The sequence below is a fragment of the Anabaena sp. 54 genome, from assembly GCF_017355725.1.
Taxonomy (GTDB): Bacteria; Cyanobacteriota; Cyanobacteriia; order Cyanobacteriales; family Nostocaceae; genus Dolichospermum; species Dolichospermum heterosporum.
The window spans coordinates 22,790-41,962 of record NZ_JAAVWA010000039.1; the positions used below are offsets into that span (position 1 = coordinate 22,790).

General features: G+C 39.6%; 17 protein-coding genes. 4 read left to right on the forward strand and 13 right to left on the reverse strand.

What is annotated here, in order from left to right; translation table 11 throughout:
• Positions 1-175 precede the first annotated feature (175 nt).
• Positions 176-796 (reverse strand): flavin prenyltransferase UbiX, encoded by a 621-nt coding sequence (locus tag HEQ36_RS23215; protein ID WP_053537624.1) that lies wholly within the window; start codon positions 794-796, stop codon positions 176-178.
• A gap of 101 nt (positions 797-897) precedes the next feature.
• On the reverse strand, positions 898-3,252 hold the full coding sequence (locus HEQ36_RS23220) for a ribonuclease R family protein (protein WP_053537625.1): 2,355 nt from the start codon (positions 3,250-3,252) through the stop codon (positions 898-900).
• 1,433 nt (positions 3,253-4,685) lie between these two features.
• Here HEQ36_RS23220 and HEQ36_RS23225 point away from each other — a divergent pair.
• A complete protein-coding gene (locus HEQ36_RS23225; protein WP_053541150.1) occupies positions 4,686-5,393 on the forward strand; it encodes a hypothetical protein in 708 nt (235 codons plus the stop codon).
• Between the two features lie 117 nt (positions 5,394-5,510).
• On the opposite strand, the gene clpP is transcribed toward HEQ36_RS23225, so the two are convergent.
• The 5 genes from clpP to HEQ36_RS23250 all read right to left on the reverse strand — a co-directional run bounded on the left by clpP (position 5,511) and on the right by HEQ36_RS23250 (position 10,167).
• Complete coding sequence (clpP, locus tag HEQ36_RS23230) at positions 5,511-6,116, reverse strand: ATP-dependent Clp endopeptidase proteolytic subunit ClpP (RefSeq protein WP_027403550.1); 606 nt, start codon at positions 6,114-6,116, stop codon at positions 5,511-5,513.
• A gap of 647 nt (positions 6,117-6,763) precedes the next feature.
• Positions 6,764-7,732, reverse strand: coding sequence for an FTR1 family protein (locus tag HEQ36_RS23235; RefSeq protein WP_053537626.1), 969 nt, complete (start codon positions 7,730-7,732; stop codon positions 6,764-6,766).
• A 351-nt stretch (positions 7,733-8,083) separates the two neighbouring features.
• A complete protein-coding gene (locus HEQ36_RS23240) occupies positions 8,084-8,518 on the reverse strand; it encodes a ferritin-like domain-containing protein (protein ID WP_027403547.1) in 435 nt (144 codons plus the stop codon).
• 180 nt (positions 8,519-8,698) lie between these two features.
• Positions 8,699-9,727 (reverse strand): helix-hairpin-helix domain-containing protein, encoded by a 1,029-nt coding sequence (locus HEQ36_RS23245; protein WP_053537627.1) that lies wholly within the window; start codon positions 9,725-9,727, stop codon positions 8,699-8,701.
• Positions 9,728-9,993: 266 nt separating this feature from the next.
• Positions 9,994-10,167, reverse strand: a complete 174-nt coding sequence (locus HEQ36_RS23250; protein ID WP_199924358.1) for a hypothetical protein — start codon at positions 10,165-10,167, stop codon at positions 9,994-9,996.
• Positions 10,168-10,490: 323 nt separating this feature from the next.
• Between HEQ36_RS23250 and HEQ36_RS23255 the strand changes: the two genes are divergently transcribed.
• Positions 10,491-10,628, forward strand: coding sequence for a type II toxin-antitoxin system PemK/MazF family toxin (locus HEQ36_RS23255; protein WP_234413266.1), 138 nt, complete (start codon positions 10,491-10,493; stop codon positions 10,626-10,628).
• Positions 10,629-10,672: 44 nt separating this feature from the next.
• On the opposite strand, the gene HEQ36_RS23260 is transcribed toward HEQ36_RS23255, so the two are convergent.
• From HEQ36_RS23260 to HEQ36_RS23280, 5 genes are all read right to left on the reverse strand, one after another.
• Positions 10,673-11,440: an SDR family NAD(P)-dependent oxidoreductase gene (locus HEQ36_RS23260; protein WP_053537628.1), complete on the reverse strand. Its 768-nt coding sequence runs from the start codon at positions 11,438-11,440 to the stop codon at positions 10,673-10,675.
• An 89-nt stretch (positions 11,441-11,529) separates the two neighbouring features.
• Positions 11,530-12,345 (reverse strand): sugar phosphate isomerase/epimerase, encoded by an 816-nt coding sequence (locus tag HEQ36_RS23265; protein ID WP_053537629.1) that lies wholly within the window; start codon positions 12,343-12,345, stop codon positions 11,530-11,532.
• 96 nt (positions 12,346-12,441) lie between these two features.
• Positions 12,442-13,653, reverse strand: a complete 1,212-nt coding sequence (locus tag HEQ36_RS23270; protein ID WP_233455451.1) for an MFS transporter — start codon at positions 13,651-13,653, stop codon at positions 12,442-12,444.
• 339 nt (positions 13,654-13,992) lie between these two features.
• Positions 13,993-15,195: a 2-deoxy-scyllo-inosose synthase gene (locus HEQ36_RS23275; protein WP_168635802.1), complete on the reverse strand. Its 1,203-nt coding sequence runs from the start codon at positions 15,193-15,195 to the stop codon at positions 13,993-13,995.
• A 302-nt stretch (positions 15,196-15,497) separates the two neighbouring features.
• Positions 15,498-16,517, reverse strand: a complete 1,020-nt coding sequence (locus HEQ36_RS23280; protein ID WP_053537632.1) for a multicopper oxidase domain-containing protein — start codon at positions 16,515-16,517, stop codon at positions 15,498-15,500.
• 328 nt (positions 16,518-16,845) lie between these two features.
• Between HEQ36_RS23280 and HEQ36_RS23285 the strand changes: the two genes are divergently transcribed.
• Positions 16,846-17,037 carry a CbtB-domain containing protein gene (locus HEQ36_RS23285; protein WP_071992818.1) on the forward strand — a complete coding sequence of 64 codons (192 nt, stop codon included), beginning with the start codon at positions 16,846-16,848 and terminating at the stop codon, positions 17,035-17,037.
• 326 nt (positions 17,038-17,363) lie between these two features.
• Positions 17,364-18,530: a hypothetical protein gene (locus HEQ36_RS23290; RefSeq protein ID WP_053537633.1), complete on the forward strand. Its 1,167-nt coding sequence runs from the start codon at positions 17,364-17,366 to the stop codon at positions 18,528-18,530.
• A 100-nt stretch (positions 18,531-18,630) separates the two neighbouring features.
• Here the strand turns inward: HEQ36_RS23290 and HEQ36_RS23295 are convergent.
• The coding region (locus HEQ36_RS23295; RefSeq protein WP_290708560.1) for a Uma2 family endonuclease at positions 18,631-19,173 on the reverse strand (543 nt) is incomplete at its 5' end.

Consider the following 19,173-nt stretch of genomic DNA (forward strand, 5'->3'; position numbering starts at 1 on the left):
TGTCATTATTTCAATCTCATGTTTTTAAACATGAGTTTTCCCTGTTCCCTGTTGCCCGTTCCCTGTTCCCTCTGAATTTTCTTCACATACCTTTAAATTTTTCGGTTCATCTACTTAAATAGAATTAAAAATTAAAAATTTAGTCTTTCCATTTTTAATGATTAATTTTTGATTGCTATAGATGACCTTGCCAACGCTGAATCGGTACACAATCAATATCTAGTTGATCTAGGGCGCGAGCAACCACAAAATCAACTAAATCCTCAATGGTTTGAGGGTTGTGATACCAAGCAGGAATAGCAGGTACTATTCTCACGCCAGTTTCCGCTAAGGTCGTTAAGTTCCGCAGGTGAATTAAGCTAAAAGGAGTTTCTCTGGGGACAATTACCAGTTTACGTCCTTCTTTAATTTGGACATCTGCGGCTCGTTCTAGTAAATCAGAACTGAGTCCCCCAGCCAGTTTGGCAACTGTACTCATACTACAAGGCATAATGACCATCCCCAAAGTTCTGAAAGAACCGCTGGCAATACCAGCACCAACATCACTCCAAGGATGACACCGAAGTTTCCCCTGTTCGGGAACTCCGGCTTGTTGTCGCCAAAATTGCTCTTGTTTATCTGGTTCTGCTGGCATTCGGATTTCCTGTTCTGCTTGCCAAACTATGTAAGTTGATTTAGAGGCTACCAGTTCAATCTGATATTCTGCTGCCAAGAGAAATTTGAGGGCGCGAACAGCGTAAATCAGACCGGATGCACCTGTTACGCCCAGGATTAAAGGTTTTGTGTTATTGGTCATTAGTCATTAGTCAGTGGTCATTAGTCAGTGGTCAGTGGTTGGTGGTCAGTGATCAGTATTTAAGAGCAATGGACAACTGACAACTGACAAAGAACAACTGACTATTCCTCATCATAGGGTTCTTGATCAAAAGGGTCGGTTTTATTGGGTGAATAAATGTCTCCTGTATCTTCATCTTCATTGTTACCATTTGCGCCCATACTTTTTGGTAAACCATCAGCACCAACGGTGACAAGATCAATTTGTTGACGGTAGTAATCAACACTTTTGACTTGTACCATACAGCTATCACCTAATCGGTAGGAAGCTCGATTTTTCCGCCCAAATAAAGCCTGTTGTCTGGCTCGATATTCGTACCAATCGTCTTTGAGGGAACTGACGTGAACCAGTCCTTCTACCCGTAAGGTATTAGCGAGATTGGTTTCTGTGGGCGATTCTACTGGGACTTCAATTTCGACAAAGAAGCCGTAGGATTGAACTCCGGTAATTACGCCGGGAAAGACTTCGCCAATGCGTTGTTTCATTAAGGAAGCTTTTTGGAGTCCGGCTAAATCTGCTTCAGCTTCTTGGACTTCTTTTTCCCGGTCATTAATTTGCACAATGACTCTGGCTAAGTCACTTTGGATTTCTTGGTGGAGTTCTGGGGGGAGAACGTTCCAATTAATTTCTTCGTGACAATTGGAATGGCGCAGGTTAATCCGATCTTTGACGCGGGTATTCCGGCGATCGCGCCCATGTTCTATTAAGTGATGATACGCCCGTTGTAAGAAGATGTCTGGATAACGACGTAAGGGGGCGGTGATGTGGACATATTGGGATAAAGCCAGTCCAAAATGAGAACCTTTGGTGGTGCTGTAGACGGAAGGCTTGAGGGTATCTTGTAATAAATAGGTGAGAACTTGTTCCGAGGGGGAATCGGCAAAAGCACCGGTCAAGTGTTGATAATCTAGGGGTTGGATTTCCAATTCTGGATCTAGTCCCAATTCCACACCTAAATTAACAGCTAGTTTGAGCATTTCCTGAACATCTTCGGGATCAGGTGTGCCTTGAACTCGCCATAAACTAGGAATCCCCAAGGCACTGAGGTGATCAGCCATGAGTTGATTCACTAATATTACCAACTCTGTAATCAGCGATCGCCCAGGTAAGTCATTCAGTACCACAGATCCCATTGATCCCTCATCATAATAGGGGTTATGACTAGGTGGGAGATTCAACTGTAAACTACCGCGCTGTAGACGTACCTGTTTAATAGCATTAGCTAAAGTCTGCAAATCTGGCAATTTCTCCTGGACTGCGGCTGCCACTTTGGTGCTTTCACCAGCGAGAATGCTTTCTGTCTCCCCTTGACTAACGGCTACATCTACATTAATCACACTAGGTTGAATTTCCCACTCCTCCACTTCTCCTGATTGAGGGTTAATGGTGATGATCAAGGAAAGAGCCAAGCGATCGCTCCCAGGGACTAAAGAACACCGTTCTGTCACCGCTGCTGGTAACATCGGCAATAATAACTCTCCTAGATACACTGACTTACCACGCTTGAGTGCTTCCCTGTCCAAAGCTTCATCCGCTTGAATATAGTGGGAAACATCCGTAATGTGAAAAATTAATCGCCAATTGTCAGCACTAATTTTTTCGACACTAAAGGCATTTTCTACCACCGACTCATCACCGTTGGTACTCTTAATAGTGAAGGTAAAAACATCACGTAAATCCAGACGATTTTTCAGGTCTGCTTTCAGGAGTCTCTTGGGTAACTTCGCCGCCGCATCGAGGATCGAATCGGGAAAAGTTCGGGATAAATCATGTTTACAAGTGACCAAATCTATATCCGCTGCCGCTTCAGCATCACTACCCAGAATTTGTACCACTCGACCCAAGGGAGGGTATTGTGCCAACGGATAGCGGAGAATTTCTACGTGAGCTAAATGGTCAATAGCCTCTTCCAACTTCATACTGTTGAGTTGTAGTTTCAGTTCAAACAGCAATCTGTCATCCAAAGGAACAGCCCGAAACCCTTCCTCCACCTGCTTAATTCTGGCGAGTAAAGTATGATTAGACCGCTCCATAATCAACTTCACCTCACCTTCAGGCGATCGCCGGCGACTACCTTCCTTAAGGACTCTAACCAAAACGCGATCGCCATTCCAGGCATTACTCAAATGACTTTCGCGGATGTAAATATCCTCTGAGCCTTCGCTATCTTGAATTGCAAAACAAAAGCCCTTACTAGAACAACGTAGTTTCGCCTCAATCAATCCCTCTTCCGTAACGCGGCGATATTTCCCCCGTTCCTTCACCAAAAGCCCAATTTTTTCCAACACATCCAAAGTAATTTGGAGTTTTTCTAGACTTTCTTCATCCTCACAACCCAATTTCTTTTCTAGGACTTTACGAGCCACCAATTTATCATCTGTGAAATTGGCAAGAAGTGTAGCGATTGAAAATTCCATGCAGTGAACCGACCTTTGGTCAAAACATCATTTGTTGTCGAATCTGGCTCTTTACTGTATCCCCTCACGGTCTACAGACACTTGCTGCTGTACGAATTTTGCCCTTGGGTAGTGTTTCGTAGAAAAGGCAAGTCCGCTCATAGCGCAGCGTGGCATTAGCCATAGTCATTGTCAGAGGAAGCCCCTGCGTTGACCGGAAATTTTAGATTTTAGATTTTAGATTTTAGATTAAAAAAATTTAGTATGGGTTTCCGTCTTTCAGGACGGAAAAATACTCGCTGCGCTGCGTACGCTTCGCTAACGTAAATCCCAAATCCAAAGTTTTCGAGCTTCTACACTTGTTTGGTGGAGTCAATCCAAAATCGTTCGACTGAGCGAAGTCGAAGTCCAAAATCGTCAATCCAAAATCGAGTGACTTCTCACTGCACGACAATCTCAGAGTTTGCTTGCGTGACCCTTGACCTGATCTAAACAATCTTCACCATGCACTCCTGATACTCAATAATTAAACACTAAGTAATTAGATCATGGATGAGTGAGAGACTTGGTTTGAAGAACTCTCTATACCACCCACAAACTACAAACTGGTTTAACCATAGGTGTTTGATGGTTTAGATATAAGGTAATCTCACGCCATTAGCATCTGATAACATAGCGTGGCGTTAGCCATGTCTTCACTGGCAGAAACCGCTGAAAAATCCAATTCTCGCTTATGTAGGATTGGTAACAATCAGGTAAGCAGTAAAACACAGGCAACGAGGGCAAACCTTATCTTTATCATTGTAGATTTAGAGCGCACTTCTTTAAAAATACTTCTAGATATCTAATTGGGTAATTAGTATAGCATTTTAAAGATAGACAACAATTTGTGTTGAACAACTGCTAGTATCAGAACATATTTAAAATTGTGAGTGCTTAGTTCTCAGTAAGACTTTATATTGAAATATAGGGTTTTGTCTAGGGGATTGGTAATTGGTATGCTAAACACGGTTGAGACATGGACTTTTACAAAATTACGAAAAACCTAGATTTGTAGGGGTAAAGCAAGAGCTTCATTGGTGTCAACTTAAGCTCAAATCCCTACCACATCTCGTTCCTAGTCTCTGACTAGGAATGCAGTTGATGAGGCTCTGCCTCTAATATCATTGAAGGCAGAGCCTTCTAGAATTCATTCCCAGTCAGAGACTGGGAACGAGACGACTTGAGTTCTTTGCGGGATAGATGTTTTACGTTAAGTTGACACCAATAAGCTTTTGCTTTACCCCTACCCACAGAATCAAATTATTAAGCCGTGTTGAGTATAATTGGTAATTGGTAATGGAGAAAAATTCTTGACTCATTCCCTGTTCCCTGTTCCCTGTTCCCTGTTCCCTGTTCCCTAATTAAGAACTGACGTTATTAGGAAAATTTAGATAAAAATGGTTGAAAGCATTATGTTGGCACAATTCCAGAACTTGTACCCCAACGGCAGTATTATCTCAGAACTAATAGAAATTTTTCAAGGGAAATATATCGTCCGTGTCAGTATACAACTCGAAGGCATCACCAAGGCAACGGGTATGGCAGGAGCAGAAACAGTAGAAGCAGCAGAAGACCAAGCTAGAGATAGAGCATTCACAGTTCTAGGCATCAAAAACCTCCCAGTAGAAGCCACAAAATCAGCTTCACCATCAGTAACTCCACCACCAATCAAACCTGCTCTACAGGAATCGCCACCCCTTCCTCCGGTCAGCAACACCAACACTGCAATATATACACCACCCTTTCTAGAAGAGCAAATTGATACTCAAGTTACAAAACCAGAAATATTCCCACATCAAGAACCAGAATCTCGACCCTTAGCAGAAGTCCCTCCGAGTAATGTTACACCGTTCACCCCTCGGAGTTACACACCTTACGAAGATACTGGTGTCCAGTCAGCCATTGGTAAAAACAAAAGACGCAATGAACCAGTCAACTTATCTGATGTTATTGCCCAAACAGACGTAGAAATCGAGCGATTAGGCTGGACACCAGAACAAGGAAAAGATTATCTAGTCAAAACCTACAGCAAACGAGGACGTTCTCTCCTAAGTGAAGAAGAACTACGAAATTTTCTCACTTACCTCAAATCCCAACCAGACCCCATTGCGGGATTTTAGCATCAGGAGTCACCTGAGTTCGGAGTTCGGAGTTCGGAGTCAGGAGTCAGGAGTCAGGAGTCAGAAGTCAGGAGTTAGGAGGAAGTTATCCAATGACCAATGACTAATGACCAATGACTAAACTAAAGCTACAGGACGACTACCAGCAGCATGACGGTCAATTACTTGGTCAATCAATCCATAGTCCCTAGCTTCAGCAGGAGACATGAAGAAATCACGTTCTGTATCTTCAGAAATTCGCTCAAAAGGTTGCCCAGTATGTTCAGCAAGATATTCATTCAGCCGCTGCTTGTGATACAAAATTTCGCGGGCTTGAATTGCTATATCAGTCGCCTGTCCTTGTGCGCCACCGAGAGGTTGGTGAATCATAATCCGTGAATGGGGTAAACTCATCCGCTTACCCTTTGTACCCGCGCTAAGGAGAAAAGCTCCCATACTTGCGGCTAATCCAGTACAAATTGTACAGACATCGGGGCGGATATGCTTCATTGTATCAAAAATACCCATGCCCGCTGTTACTGAACCACCAGGAGAATTAATGTACATATATATGTCCTTCTCCGCATCCTCAGAATCTAAAAACAACAGTTGGGCAACAATCAAGTTGGCCAGATTGCTATCAACCTGTTCTCCCAAAAAAATAATCCGCTCACGCAACAGCCGTGAATAGATATCAAAGGCACGTTCGCCTCGACCCGATTGTTCAATAACGATAGGAATCATTTAGCGTGTTTTTAGCTATTTTTCATTTATTCTATCGGTGACAAAGGCTAATTGTGTTGAAATTGCCAATTAACATTCAAAGAAACTGGGTAAAGAGAACAGATAGGATTTTTTATGAAGAAATATATCTTACGCAAATATCAGTATTTATACGGTTTCCAGTAATTGAGTACCTGGAGTATTGGAATTGTCTATTTCCGTAAATTTAAAAATAAATTTGTAGTTACAAGACACTTTTTTGAAAAATAACCGTCTCAGTTGTTAGGTACATATAAAGAGAGATCTAGATCACATTCTTTAATAGATTTCTGCGATATTCTCAAGTTATATTCACCGAATTCGATAAACCAATAACACAAAGTGCATTGAGAATAACAATTTCCTATGGAGTCCCATCCATATAAATAAAAAGAGGGTTATTATGCTAGAAAAACTTATACAAGCAGCCTTTATTACATTTTTATTGCAACTTATCGCCGTATTGAGTAATACTACTCCAATACGTCCCAAGGTAGTCTCACCTATTTCAGAAATGTCAGCGCCTATAATTAGTTCGACTTTTCATATTTCGGAGTAAAATGCAAGATATAGGAAACAGAGAACAGGGTCAAATTCTTCCCTGTTCCCTGATTATCAGTCTTTTATTTTTAATTCCTGCTGGCGGTACTAGTCATAACTTTATTTTTGCTGTTTTTGCTAGATTGATTATTTCCACCTGTAATGCTGCGGAAATATAGTCCACCAATACTGGTAAGAAATACTAAATATCCTACAGCTTGAACAATATATATTTTGTCCCTATAACCAAATAATGATTTGAGAATGATACCGGGGAATTGTTCATCAGATAAGATTTTTTCGGTATTCCAAACTATTGGACCTAAGATGCAAGAATGAATTCTGGTAAAGTGTTCATAATAGAAACAAAGATTTTCTGAAGAACGACTACTCAGGGACAGATTGGCTATAGCTTCATCAAAGTGTTGTAACCCGGAGACTACTAAGCCAGAAACAATTAATATTAATAAAACGCCCATGATTTGGAAAAATTGGCGGATATTAATTTTCACACCCCATTTAAATAATAGAACCCCAATAGCTGCGGCTGTTGCTAAACCACCCAGTGCGCCTAAAGTTGGTAATAAACCTTGTTGAAAATTGGCTGCAACAAATAAAACAGTTTCAAATCCCTCGCGGACAATAGCGACTAAAATTAAACTAAAAACTCCCCAAGCAGCATTTGAGTTTTTGCCTAATGCGTCTGTGACTGCTCCCTCAACTTGTGCTTTCATAAATCTGGCTTGTTTTGTCATCCAGATAAGCATCCAACTGAGCATAACTATAGCTAAAACACTAAATATACCTTCTAATGTTGGCTCAACAACGGAGGTATATTGAGGATTAATAGATCCTAAGAATTTAATGATCCCCGTAAATAAAATACCGATTAAGCCACTAACTATAATACCAACAATAACACCAGCATAAACCCAAGGGTTCAATCGAGATTGTTTGGCTTTTTTTAATAATGCGAGGACAATACCCACAACTAGAGCGGCTTCCACACCTTCTCTGAGGGTAATTACAAAAGTAGGTAGAGCGGTACTAAAATTCATTTTATTAGTCAGTTGTTAGTTGTCAGTTGTCAGTTGTCAGTTGTCAGTTGTTAGTTGTCAGTTGTCAGTTGTCAGTTGTCAGTTGTTAGAGGATGTTTTAAAAGTGGTATTCCGTAATTTTCATCACATTGCTACCCCCCCTTTCCCCTTGTAAAGGGGGGAAACAATAAAAATCCAGTTCCCTCCCCTTGTAAAGGGGAGGGTTAGGGAGGGGTAAAAAATATTTGATACATCAACCATAACTTTTCAAACACCCTCTTAGTTGTTAGTTGTAGATTTTGCTTCTCGTGATTTATAACGTCTAACGTCTAAGGTCTAACTTCTGACTCCTGACTCCTGACTCCTGCTTTATTAGCTGAAATCGCGTAACATTTTCTTGAGTTCGAGATTGTGCATCTCTTCTTGTCCGATCATACCACGAGTAAATTCTTCTAAATAGATACTGGCATTATTGACGGTTTCTAGAAGAGTTTTGTACATATCCAAAGCTTTCTTTTCATGGGATAAACTTTCTTGTAATATGTCCTTAACATTATGCTTGAAAGTTTCTTCCATTGGAGCAATTCTCAACGTAGGATGCCCTTCTAAGCCTGTGAGAATTTCTCCTACTTGTTGAGCATGAAGTAAAGATTCTGCGGCTTGTGCTTTGAAGAATGCCACAATGGGGATACGATTAGGACCTGTCACCATTAAGGAATAATGGGTGTAACGAACTACCCCTGCTAGTTCAAATTCCATGATGGAGTTGAGAATATCAATGGTCTTTTGGTGGTCGAGTTCTTGCATTAGTTGTTAAGTTGAGCAAAGTTACATGAGGAGAGTTTTTAGATACCAATTATTAGTGAGCAGTTATACTTTTTTCAGGTTTTAAAACCCCAAACTGGTTTCACTTTTGGTTTTTAACTATTTTCTCTCTTATTCACCATTTTAAACGTCTTATTCTGGACTTCCAATGGTGTGAAAATACTAATTTTGTGCTTTAGTGCTGGTTTTTGTTCGCACTTTTTGGGTATTTTCCTCGATGATTTTTACTAGCTTGGTAACATCTTCTGGAGTGCTGACTGCTTGGACTGGAGGGATAGCAGTACGCCAAACTTTCACCAATTCCATAAAAGCTGTATCTATGGCTTTGTGCGACTCAGGATGTTCTTGAGTCATTTGGCTAGAAATACCTTTATATAGTTCTTGAGAGTAGACTATAAAGCCACGAGAATCTTGATACTCAATGGGGGCGGTAATTTTGCCGTTGGCAATTGCTGCGCCATATTCTGAGTTAGCAGCATCTAGTAAACCGTTGATAACTTGGAGAACAAATTCGGGTTTCCTACGTTCTTCGGTTGGTAAAGCGGCGATCGCACTATCCACAGCTTGCACGGAAGTGGTAAAGTTAGTTTTTATTTTGGCATCCTTGGGATTAGATTTAACTAAATCGGTTAAACTGACCAAATTACTTTTAAATTCTTTAACTTTGCGCTCATCTAATTGTTCTTCAATATCAATATAAATCTCTTCTACTGGATGTCCAATATGGGGTTGAGCTTGTTTGGGTTGATTTTGATCTAGTAGTTCTTTGGCTACTAAAAGATGTCCTTTCATTAACCCCAATTTGGTCATGTAGTCAATATCTTTAGCTTCACCTGTAAGTACCACTTCCTCAACTGTCACCATGTCTTTAATTTGGTCAAACTGTGGTTGAGTAATCACTTTTTTACTGACCAAATCCGTTGGATTAGCGTAGGGACGATTAGCTTGGATTTTGTTGGATAAAGCCGGAATTCCTAATGTAGCTTCTAATTTATCTAATTGGGATAAAATTGCATTATTGATATTAATTTTAGCTTTACCACTATGACCGCTATGGGCGCTGGTTTCGGCAACTTGGGCTGTACTTGGTGTTGATTTAACATCTGCTGTGGGTGAGTCGCTGGTACAAGAACTCAGGGAAATCATCGCACAAGCCGCGATAGATAAGAATAAATAACGGAATTTGATCATTTTTACTCCTGGTAAATTGAATAGTTCTAACCAGCTTAAGTAGGTGGGCGGAGGAAAATCAAAATATATTCCGTTTTGTAAAATGGCTGAAACTCAACCACAATAACGCATAAGGGTAGATTTACATATCGTTACACATTTTGGTTATTTTACGTTCACCTACTTAATAGCTTTTTTAATAACCTCTTACTTTTGATCTATCACAAATGAGAGGTTTTATCAAATAATTTATCTAGGATTCTAAATTATTTGCCTATGTACTTATATTATTTTTTACTAAAGAGCGTGTTTTTATGAGCATAATGCAAATTATGCTGATATTCAATCATCTTTTTTTGGGCAACTGGATAATGAATACTAGAAACTGGAATAGTTTGCATGAGTCTTGTAGCTTGTTGCCAAGTATTAACAACTTGTTGCCATTGCTGTAAAGCCCACATTCAGCATGAGTAAATATACTCAAAATATTTTTCCCAGCAGGTTATTTTGTCAAAAAAAGAATTTCATAAAACAGCTAAAACCCAATCATAATAACAACTTCATGCTTTTTGCAATCTAGGTCGGTATTCAATGAATTTAATCTCAAACCAACTAATTTATTGACATTATTCTCAATAAGCTTGATTCTAGCTCTACCTAAAGCTGCGATGGCTACGCCGCGCCGAAGGCATCGCCCTAATATAGAATTGCGTGTAATTGTCTGAAAGCCTTATTATCATTGGGTTATAGATAATTCCGAAAATTCAAAAAATACCTGCGGAATGTGGTTTCTAAAGTTCAAGCCCAGCAAGTACGCACAATTTCTAAACAGCGGATTTTAGGAGATGCTATGGGTAGTTTGAGTACAGAATTGATAGAATTAGTGAATGCTGCGCTCAAATTACATCTCTCTTTAGAGTGAATTACAATTTTGGGAGATTGAAAGAAATATTTCTATCTAAAATCTTAGCTTTGGGCATATCCACCATCCACAACCAATGTCTGACGAGTGATTGCTCTGGAGGTGTCCGAGGCCAGAAACAGATAAGTTCCCACTAATTCATCTGGTGTAAGTTCGATGGGAATCAATTGTTGCTCGTGTAGATTTTTGTGTTTGGCTTCTGGTGTCACCCATTGATCTATCTGTCTTTCGGTCATAATCCAACCTGGTGCTACAGCATTCACCCGGATATGGTGTTTCCCCACTGCCGTCGCCAGACTGCGAACCATACCGATAATTGCTGCCTTAGTTGTGTTGTAGGCAATCATATCTGGTTTAGCAACCCACACTACATGAGAACTAGTCATAATGATGCTACCTCCACCAACAGCGATCATGTCGGGCAAAAGTTCACGGCAAGTCACGAAATAATGCACCACATTTAACTGAAACAAGTCGTTCCACTGGTTCTCTGACATTTCCAATAAGGGATATCTAGGATCATAACCAGCGTTATTAATTAAAACATTCACCACAGGTCTTTCTTTTTTAACCTGTGCCAAGGTTGCAGTTAGTGCTGAGGTATCAGTTAAATCTACAGAATATACATTAACTTTACATCCTAATTGTTCACATTCTGTAGCTATTAATAACCCCTTGTCGTAGTTTATATCTAAAATAGTTACCTCAGCTGACTGTTCTGCAAAGGTTCGAGCTAAAGCTTCTCCAATACCCTGACTACCACCTGTAATCAAAACGTGCTTATTTTTCAAATCGGGATAGATTGGATGCATGATTTTCTCCAGTATTTATCTATTAGAGACGTTACCTATAACATCTCTACAAATGTTTAATTACTCAAATTTAGCTTGGCAAACTCAGGTTATACTAATGCTTGTTTTCTATTAGTCAGCCAGTCTTTGCTAGCTGAGAGATGTAACTTGAGTTCATCCAAGTTGTCTTCTGAATCGGAACCTGGTGTTTGTCGAGGAGCGGCACATTCAAACACAATTGGTCCAGTATATTGAATAGTATCAAGGGCTGCGAAATGCCGCTCAAAGTCAATGTGTCCAAACCCGATACCTTTCCTATTAGAATCAGCTATTTGATAAGCGCTGAGTTGCTCTCCGCATCGTATTATGGCTTTAACTGGATCGTCTTCTTCAAGATTCATGTGAAAAGCGTCTAAAACGATGGTCAGATTCGAGGTATTAATTTGGGCAAGCAGAGAAAGGACATCAGTACTTTTGAGAATGAAACGACATAAATAACGATTCAAAGGTTCAAAGCCTAATTTGAGATTAGCTTGTGAAGCATAAAGAGCAATCTCTCGACATGATTCTACTAAAAGCTCAATCGACCCCGAATAAATACTTCCCATTTGGTTCTGGATGTATTCATGACAGGTAATAACTGGCTGACCCAGTTCAGCGCCGTAATCAATTAACTTTTTGTAGTAATCAATAGCAAATTTTCTAATTTTTTGATCGCTGCTGGCTAAATCTACATTTCCAGGTGTGAGAGAAAAAATTTCTAAACCTTCGTTTGCAAAAATATTTTTGACATCTTTCACCGAAACAGAATCAATATCTACATACAATTCCACTCCATTAAATCCCATTTGAGCAATTATTTCTGCGGTATCAACAAGATTGAGATTACCAAATATCCATGTGGTTACACCAATTTGTCTTTTCATAGTAATCTCACTTTTAATTACAATGTAGAGTTTGTTTTCATCAACATATTTTTGGCTCTATCGAAAACTTAAAAGATTCTCACAGAGCATTTTTTCTTATTTTCTTTTGTTACGGTTTTTAGCAAAAAGCCCACTGAGCAATACCAATGTAGCGATCGCAAAAACGGCACTAGAGTAAAAAACCCCCGGCATTCCCCACAGTCCAAAGGCAACACCTGCCAAAAGAGGTCCCAACGCCTGTCCCAGTGACAATAACGTGGCATTCACCGCCATAAATCCCCCTCGATACTCCTTTGGTGCCAATCCACCCAATAAAGCCTGAGTTGCCGGAAACACCATGCCATGAGCCGCTCCAAATAGCAAACTGGGAATGAATAGCAGCCAGACATTCTGTATAGATGGGGTAATAACTAATGCCAGTGCATAGAGAATAAACGAGACTTTGATCAGTGTTAGCTCTGAAAGCTTTTGGGCAAATAGTCCCAGTTGGGAAGAAACAAAAGCCAGCGAAAGCGCCATACTTGCCAAAATGATGCCAATTACCACATTAGAAGCACCTAAAACATTGCTGGCTAAGATGGGAATGTAGGTGAAGTAGGCGCCGAAAAGGAGAATGAATAAGGCTATTACTGCAAACAGCAGTCCAATCACTTTACGATTGTTGATACTGCGTCCAATATTTTGTAGATAAGCTTTAAGATGAAACTCTTCTTGCTTTGGCAACTTGGGTATTTTTAGAGAAAATAACACCAAAAATGCTACAGGAATAGCCGTCAAAGGTAGGAGAAAAGGATACCGCCATCCTAGTGCTGCCAATCCTCCACTAATTAAGGGATACACTGCTAAACTGATGCCGATCATGCTGCCATTGAATGCCATTGCAGATGTCAGCATTTTGCCCGTATAAAGATCGCTGATGATAGTCAGTGCTAGAGATTCTAAGCTGGCTGCACCGATGCCTTGCAGAAAACGCATCTCCAGCAGGGTGCGAAAATTCGGAGCCACTGCACAGGCAGATCCTGCAATCGCAAACAATAGCAGAGAAGGCACTAAGATTTGTTTCCTCCCAAAGCGATCCGCCAGTACCCCACAGACTGGAGTACCGATTGCGATCGGTAAAACAAAGGCTGATATGACTAATCCAATGCGTTCGGGAGAAATTTTAAAGTCCTCTGCCACGGTTGGTAATACTGGACCTATGCTGCTAGAACCCAAAACTGCCATTAAAGTTACAGCAATAACAATTTGAAGATTTTGGTCTTGATAGAGTTTCTGTGGCGGTTGATCACGATTTGTTGATGTTTTCAATAGTTTGATCTCTCTACGAGTGGTTGATCGAGGGAAGCAGGAGAAAAACTACCCTCTGCTTCAGTAAAGCGATCCCAGAGAGCAAAGGTTTTAGACATTTAAAATGGGTAGCTTATTTGCGATGCACAACAGCTTAGTCGAAACTTGCCTACGTATCTGCTGACAATTGAAGCTAATATTATCAACTAGCTAAAAACTAAATTTGTGCAAACTTTGTTATGATTGACTAATGTATCCAAGCCGATCCCAGCTTGCCAGAGCCGAGATCAGCATCATGATTAGGGTACTTTTGATTCGAGTAGTTAAGGCTTACACATCCAAATAAGATTGTGTTGTGTTCTATACAGCAAATGCGTAAGTCTTAGCACTCTTTCTCTGACGCTCCTGCTGAATGAAATCTTCGACAACTTTTATTACTAATTCTTTGTCAACTGTCACTAAAAAATCTCCTTCAGGGTTATAACATTGACCGATTCCTTCCAATAAAACAAAGCGCAGGGCTGCTCCTGTTTTTTTATTGTCTGCAATCATCGCATCCATGAGTTTTTCAGTTGTGATTGTTTCAGGGAAAGGATTGTTAAACCCTAGTTTCTTTTCAATGACATAGTAATGACGCTCCACATCTTTTTGTGAAATTAATCCAAGTTCTTTGCCAAGATGTGAGGCAATTTTCATGCCATACGAAACTGCTTCTCCGTGAGATATTTTTTCCAACCATTCAATACCATGACCAAATGTATGACCATACTCAAGGGTAATAGCATAACCTTTTTCGCTGGGATCTTGCTGGAGAATTGGTAATTTGGAGAGAATGATTTTATAGGCAATTTCCGTTAATTTTGCGTCCGTAAAATCTAACTCAGGATTGAGGGATTGTTCTAAGTATTCCAAAAAATTTTCATCGGAGATGAACCCATTTTTGATACCTTCAATTATGCCGCTACGTCGAGAAAAAGGAGGTTCTGTTTTGAGATATTTGGTATCTGCCCAGATAAATAAGGGTGCATGGTAGAGACCAAAATGATTCTTACCCGTGCCGCCATTAACCGCCTGTTTATTGCTTAATGTACTGTCAGTTTGACCTGTCATACTTGTAGGGATTTCAACAAAACGAATCCCACGGTAAATTAATCCAGCTGCTAAACCGACAACATTACCAACTGTTCCGCCACCAAATGCTAACAAAATAGATTTTTTGGATGCACCTTTAGCAATTAGCTTTTCGCAGGTTTCTTCCAGAACAGGGAAGTATTTACATTTCTCACCAGCAGGTACAAATTCAACTGAACAAGGATATTTTGCACTTATTTGATCATACAATTCTTTGCCGTAACTCTCAAATAGATGTGGCTCCGTAAAGAAAAATATTTTGTCAAAACTATATTTCTCTAGTTCCGATAAAAAACTTTGATGAATGCCATATCCAAAATAAAATGGGCTGGGTTTTTCTAGATGAGTACTGAGTGTGATGACTTTTCCTGGTACGAAATCGAAGGGTTGATTATGATTCATGTTTTGTTTTTTTGTGATTACTGTTCTCACTTTGCACCTGTAAACTTATTGATAATCTTTCTTATCAACAGCCAATAATATTAGTATCACTTACATGCATATTTCGTCAAGCTAATTGCAAATTATTTTCACTAATTAAATTTTTTCATAACAAATTCGTTTAAACACGCAATAACATTTTTATTATCGCTGAACTGTTGTAACGATAATCCCGATAATGAGGTAGTCTGAAGAAGCTATGAGGGTGAGTAAACTAAACCGTCTAGTTTTAAAGAAAAATTGTAACTGCCCAGGTTAACTGATGTAATCGTCGCCAATTTTCTTCATTTTTTTTACACTCCAATCATTTGGGAATCCTTTTCTGCGATTACTTCAAACTGTCCCATACACCCGCTTTCAGCGATCGCATCTTGATGAGGATGAAACATATATTTACCTGGATAGCGGAAAGCAAACTCTAAAATGTGCCTTTCTGCTACACCCATTGTTAAAACATCGGTTTTCTCGCTGGGGGTCATTGTCATACCGGAACGATAAACATCAAAGAAGTTAGCGTGCAGATGAAACGTCACAGCAGGATCAAATTCAATAATATTCAAAACATAGACCCGAATTAGCTGATTTTGATAAATCTGAATGGGATGGTGCATATAATGATGTGGCACACCATTAAAAGCATAATATTCATTTTTGTTATCATCATTTACATCATACCCAGACATAATTAAAACAATTTCATCTGCTGGTGGGCGAGGCTTAGGCGGGTCAATGATAAACATCCCATATAAACCCTTGGCAATGTGGCGAGTAACCGGGGCGACGTGACAGTGATATAAATGAACACCATAGGGTTCGGCATCAAATTCATATATGGTTGCTCTACCATTACTTACAGGTCTTATTCCATCCATTTCAGCAGGATGAACTCCATGAAAATGTAAAGAATGGGAATGTCCAGCATTATTGAGAAAAAGTATTCTTATTCTTTCTCCTTCTTTAGCCCGGAGTGTCGGTCCTGGAATCCGCCCGTTTAAGTCCCAAATGTTGTAAGAGACAGCACTATTAAGCTGAATGGTGGAAGTACCAGCAGTTAGCTGAAATTCGCGGACTGTGCGCCCATTTTCCTGCTTAATTGTCCCATAATCAAAATCTCGTAATACCTGCATAGGGTTAGTAGCACCATTAGATGCTGCCATTTCCATCGGTGGTACTCTGACACTGGGATGATTTTTGGTATTCAATATCTGCCAAATTGTCGCTGCACTTAGGACTCCAGCGCCGGATAATCCTATTTGCAACAGTTGGCGACGACTCCAAATTTTATCTTTACTGAAAGTAAAGTTGTCAGACATGAGACTAATAGGAATATGCGTATGTGAGAAATTGCGAATAATTTGCAATTAGCTTTATGTATAATATGAAAATTAAGAATCATTGTCAATAACTTGGAAAAATGATTTTCAGGATTCAGATCCCCGACTTCTCTAAGAAGTCGGGGATCTTGCTATAGTAATTTTCAGAAGTATTCCTGATATATTGGTTGATTTACCGTTGACTAGAGAACAGATGATGCTTGCAGCCTAGTAAATGGAATAAGGTGCTAGGATTTTGACAATAGCTGCTGATGTTAACAATATCTTTTTGTCACCAAGTAGCGCAACTATTTATAGGAGTTCACAAATGACTGCTTTTTCTCGGACTTCAGTATTACAAAAAACTGCGGGCATTACCCTTTCTAAGCCTGTACAGGTAAGTCTTTACATGATGTTATCTTCTTTGCTGATTTGGACTGTGTTTTTCTCTACCTATCCACCAGCGCATAACACAGCACACTCAGCGCGTCACCATGCTTTGGGCGTTGCTTGTCATTAAACTATCATAAAGTTTTAAACGTATTGGGCGATTAGAAATCACTTCTACACAAACAAAGTCCACCTGCGTGGACTAAGGAAAAATTAAGGGTTCATCCTGTGTAGCTGCGATTTACAATCGCCCAGATAAATAATAAGTTAGACTCAAATTCATTTGCTAAATCTAAAATATTCGGCGTTGCTGATTAAGAGTATGATTTTATTATGCCTACGGCACGCTGCGCGAACACGCAGAGGCGCTCCAGTCGCAGAGAGTAAGAGTTTCATTTTTTGATTTTTCAATTTCATACCTCAGTTCAGCAACGCCCAGTTAAATTCTAATTTCCTATGAGAAAATATCGTCTGTTTGCTGTTGTTAGTTCTGCTTGTATTTGTTTATCAATTTTATATTCTTTGGTGGGAGTTTCTCAAACGTCCCAATCTCAAGTTTTACTTTCGACAAATCCACCTTTAGAAAAAATTCTGCCTTTTGAAGCTGGTACAGATAGGAAACAATCTCCGGTGACTTTCAAATTACAAGCTGTTGATGCTGGCGGAAAACTGTTAACAAATGCCTTAATTAAATTGCAGATTTCCACACCTCCCCGCAATCCTTTCTTAACTACAGATTTTCCAATTGTTGAGGGAACAGAATTATTAGAACTGGAGGCGGCTGCACCGAATGGTAAATTAGAATTTGAGCAAATGTTACCAATTCGGGGTAATTATCAAATTCAAGTTAATGTTTCTCCTTTAGTTGCTAATGCTTTTGCTAGTTATCAGCAAACTTTGAATTTGAATGTGAGAGAAAATCCTGTTAAATATAAATATTTTGTTGTGCTTGCAGCGATTTTATTATCATTAGGATTGTTAGGCGGTTGGGTAATTGGTGGACAAGAGGAAATCAAAGAGGGGGAAATTGCACCGCAGTCTGTCCGGTTGTTGTTAAGTGCATTAACTGTAGTGGCAATTGTGACGCTATTATTTATTAATATCACGGCGGAAGTTGCGGAGGCTCATGGTGATGCACATTCTCCCAAAAATGAGAAGATTGCCCCATCAATTAGCCAATCTCAGGGCATGGAAGTGAGGATTACAGGGGATAAACTGGCGACTGTGGGGAGATTGGCAAATTTAGCGGTTGAGGTCAAGGATAGCACGACAGGGGCAGCTATTAAGGATGTCGGATTGCGAGTAAAAGCGATCGCATTGGAAGATAATTTAACTGTATTTGCTTATCAGGGATTTCCTAATTCAGAAGGGAGGTTAATATGGCAAGAACAATTTTTTGATGGTTCACCTCATAAGGTAGAGGTAGAAGCTATTTCTTTAGCTGAATCTCAACGTCAATTTCCAGCGGTGAAGGTAGCGCAATCTGTGGAAGTTGAGGGAATTGCACCACCAATGTATATTCGGTTGATTGGGTTATTTTATTTTACGGCTATTGTGGGTATGGGTATGGCGATTGGGTTGTTAATTCAGCATCGGAAAGAATTGCCAGTTAGGGGAAATTAAGTAGATATAAAAGAGTTGAATTAATAGTTAAATTTAACTATAGCGGTTATCTGTTGAGTGACATACCGCTATAATATCCTGTAAATCCTTAAATCCTTATTTAGACAAGAGGTAGCATCTGGGAAACTACAATTTCTAAATCAGGAAAATCTAAAGGAGATATGTTTTGATGTTCTGTGATAATTTCTCGATTTTGATAACCTTCTGTTGTAGGATTTCTAAATACAATTAATTCGCGTTTCACTACATCTAATACCCAATAATCCTTAATTCCTGCTTGAGAATAAGCTTTAGCTTTGATTTCTGTATCTAGTTTTAAACTGCTATCTGCAACTTCGATAATTAAATAAATTTCTGTTGGGGTAGGATGATGATCTGCATAGTCTAGCGGATCTATTTTCACCACAGCAATATCTGGTTCTGGTTCAGACCTTTCATTTAATTTTACAGGGTCTTGAATAGCTATGCAAGCTTTATGACCAATTCTATTTTCCAACAACTTATATGTTCTTCCCACTGCTGAACGGTGGGCTGTTCCTTTAGCAACCATCAAAATTATTTTCCCTTCTAATAATTCTACCCGTTCACTTGGTTCAAATATTCCTGCTTCAGCCATTCTGTGGTATTCATCAACAGTCCACAG

Bases quoted from the DNA above. Each gene is read 5' to 3' on its own strand.
- HEQ36_RS23235 (WP_053537626.1), bottom strand. From the start codon at position 7,732: ATGAATTTTAGTACCGCTCTACCTACTTTTGTAATTACCCTCAGAGAA.
- clpP (WP_027403550.1), bottom strand. From the start codon at position 6,116: ATGATTCCTATCGTTATTGAACAATCGGGTCGAGGCGAACGTGCCTTT.
- HEQ36_RS23250 (WP_199924358.1), bottom strand. From the start codon at position 10,167: ATGTGGGCTTTACAGCAATGGCAACAAGTTGTTAATACTTGGCAACAA.
- HEQ36_RS23290 (WP_053537633.1), top strand. From the start codon at position 17,364: ATGAGAAAATATCGTCTGTTTGCTGTTGTTAGTTCTGCTTGTATTTGT.
- HEQ36_RS23260 (WP_053537628.1), bottom strand. From the start codon at position 11,440: ATGCATCCAATCTATCCCGATTTGAAAAATAAGCACGTTTTGATTACA.
- HEQ36_RS23285 (WP_071992818.1), top strand. From the start codon at position 16,846: ATGACTGCTTTTTCTCGGACTTCAGTATTACAAAAAACTGCGGGCATT.
- HEQ36_RS23225 (WP_053541150.1), top strand. From the start codon at position 4,686: ATGTTGGCACAATTCCAGAACTTGTACCCCAACGGCAGTATTATCTCA.
- HEQ36_RS23220 (WP_053537625.1), bottom strand. From the start codon at position 3,252: ATGGAATTTTCAATCGCTACACTTCTTGCCAATTTCACAGATGATAAA.
- HEQ36_RS23240 (WP_027403547.1), bottom strand. From the start codon at position 8,518: ATGCAAGAACTCGACCACCAAAAGACCATTGATATTCTCAACTCCATC.
- HEQ36_RS23245 (WP_053537627.1), bottom strand. From the start codon at position 9,727: ATGATCAAATTCCGTTATTTATTCTTATCTATCGCGGCTTGTGCGATG.
- HEQ36_RS23215 (WP_053537624.1), bottom strand. From the start codon at position 796: ATGACCAATAACACAAAACCTTTAATCCTGGGCGTAACAGGTGCATCC.
- HEQ36_RS23280 (WP_053537632.1), bottom strand. From the start codon at position 16,517: ATGTCTGACAACTTTACTTTCAGTAAAGATAAAATTTGGAGTCGTCGC.
- HEQ36_RS23265 (WP_053537629.1), bottom strand. From the start codon at position 12,345: ATGAAAAGACAAATTGGTGTAACCACATGGATATTTGGTAATCTCAAT.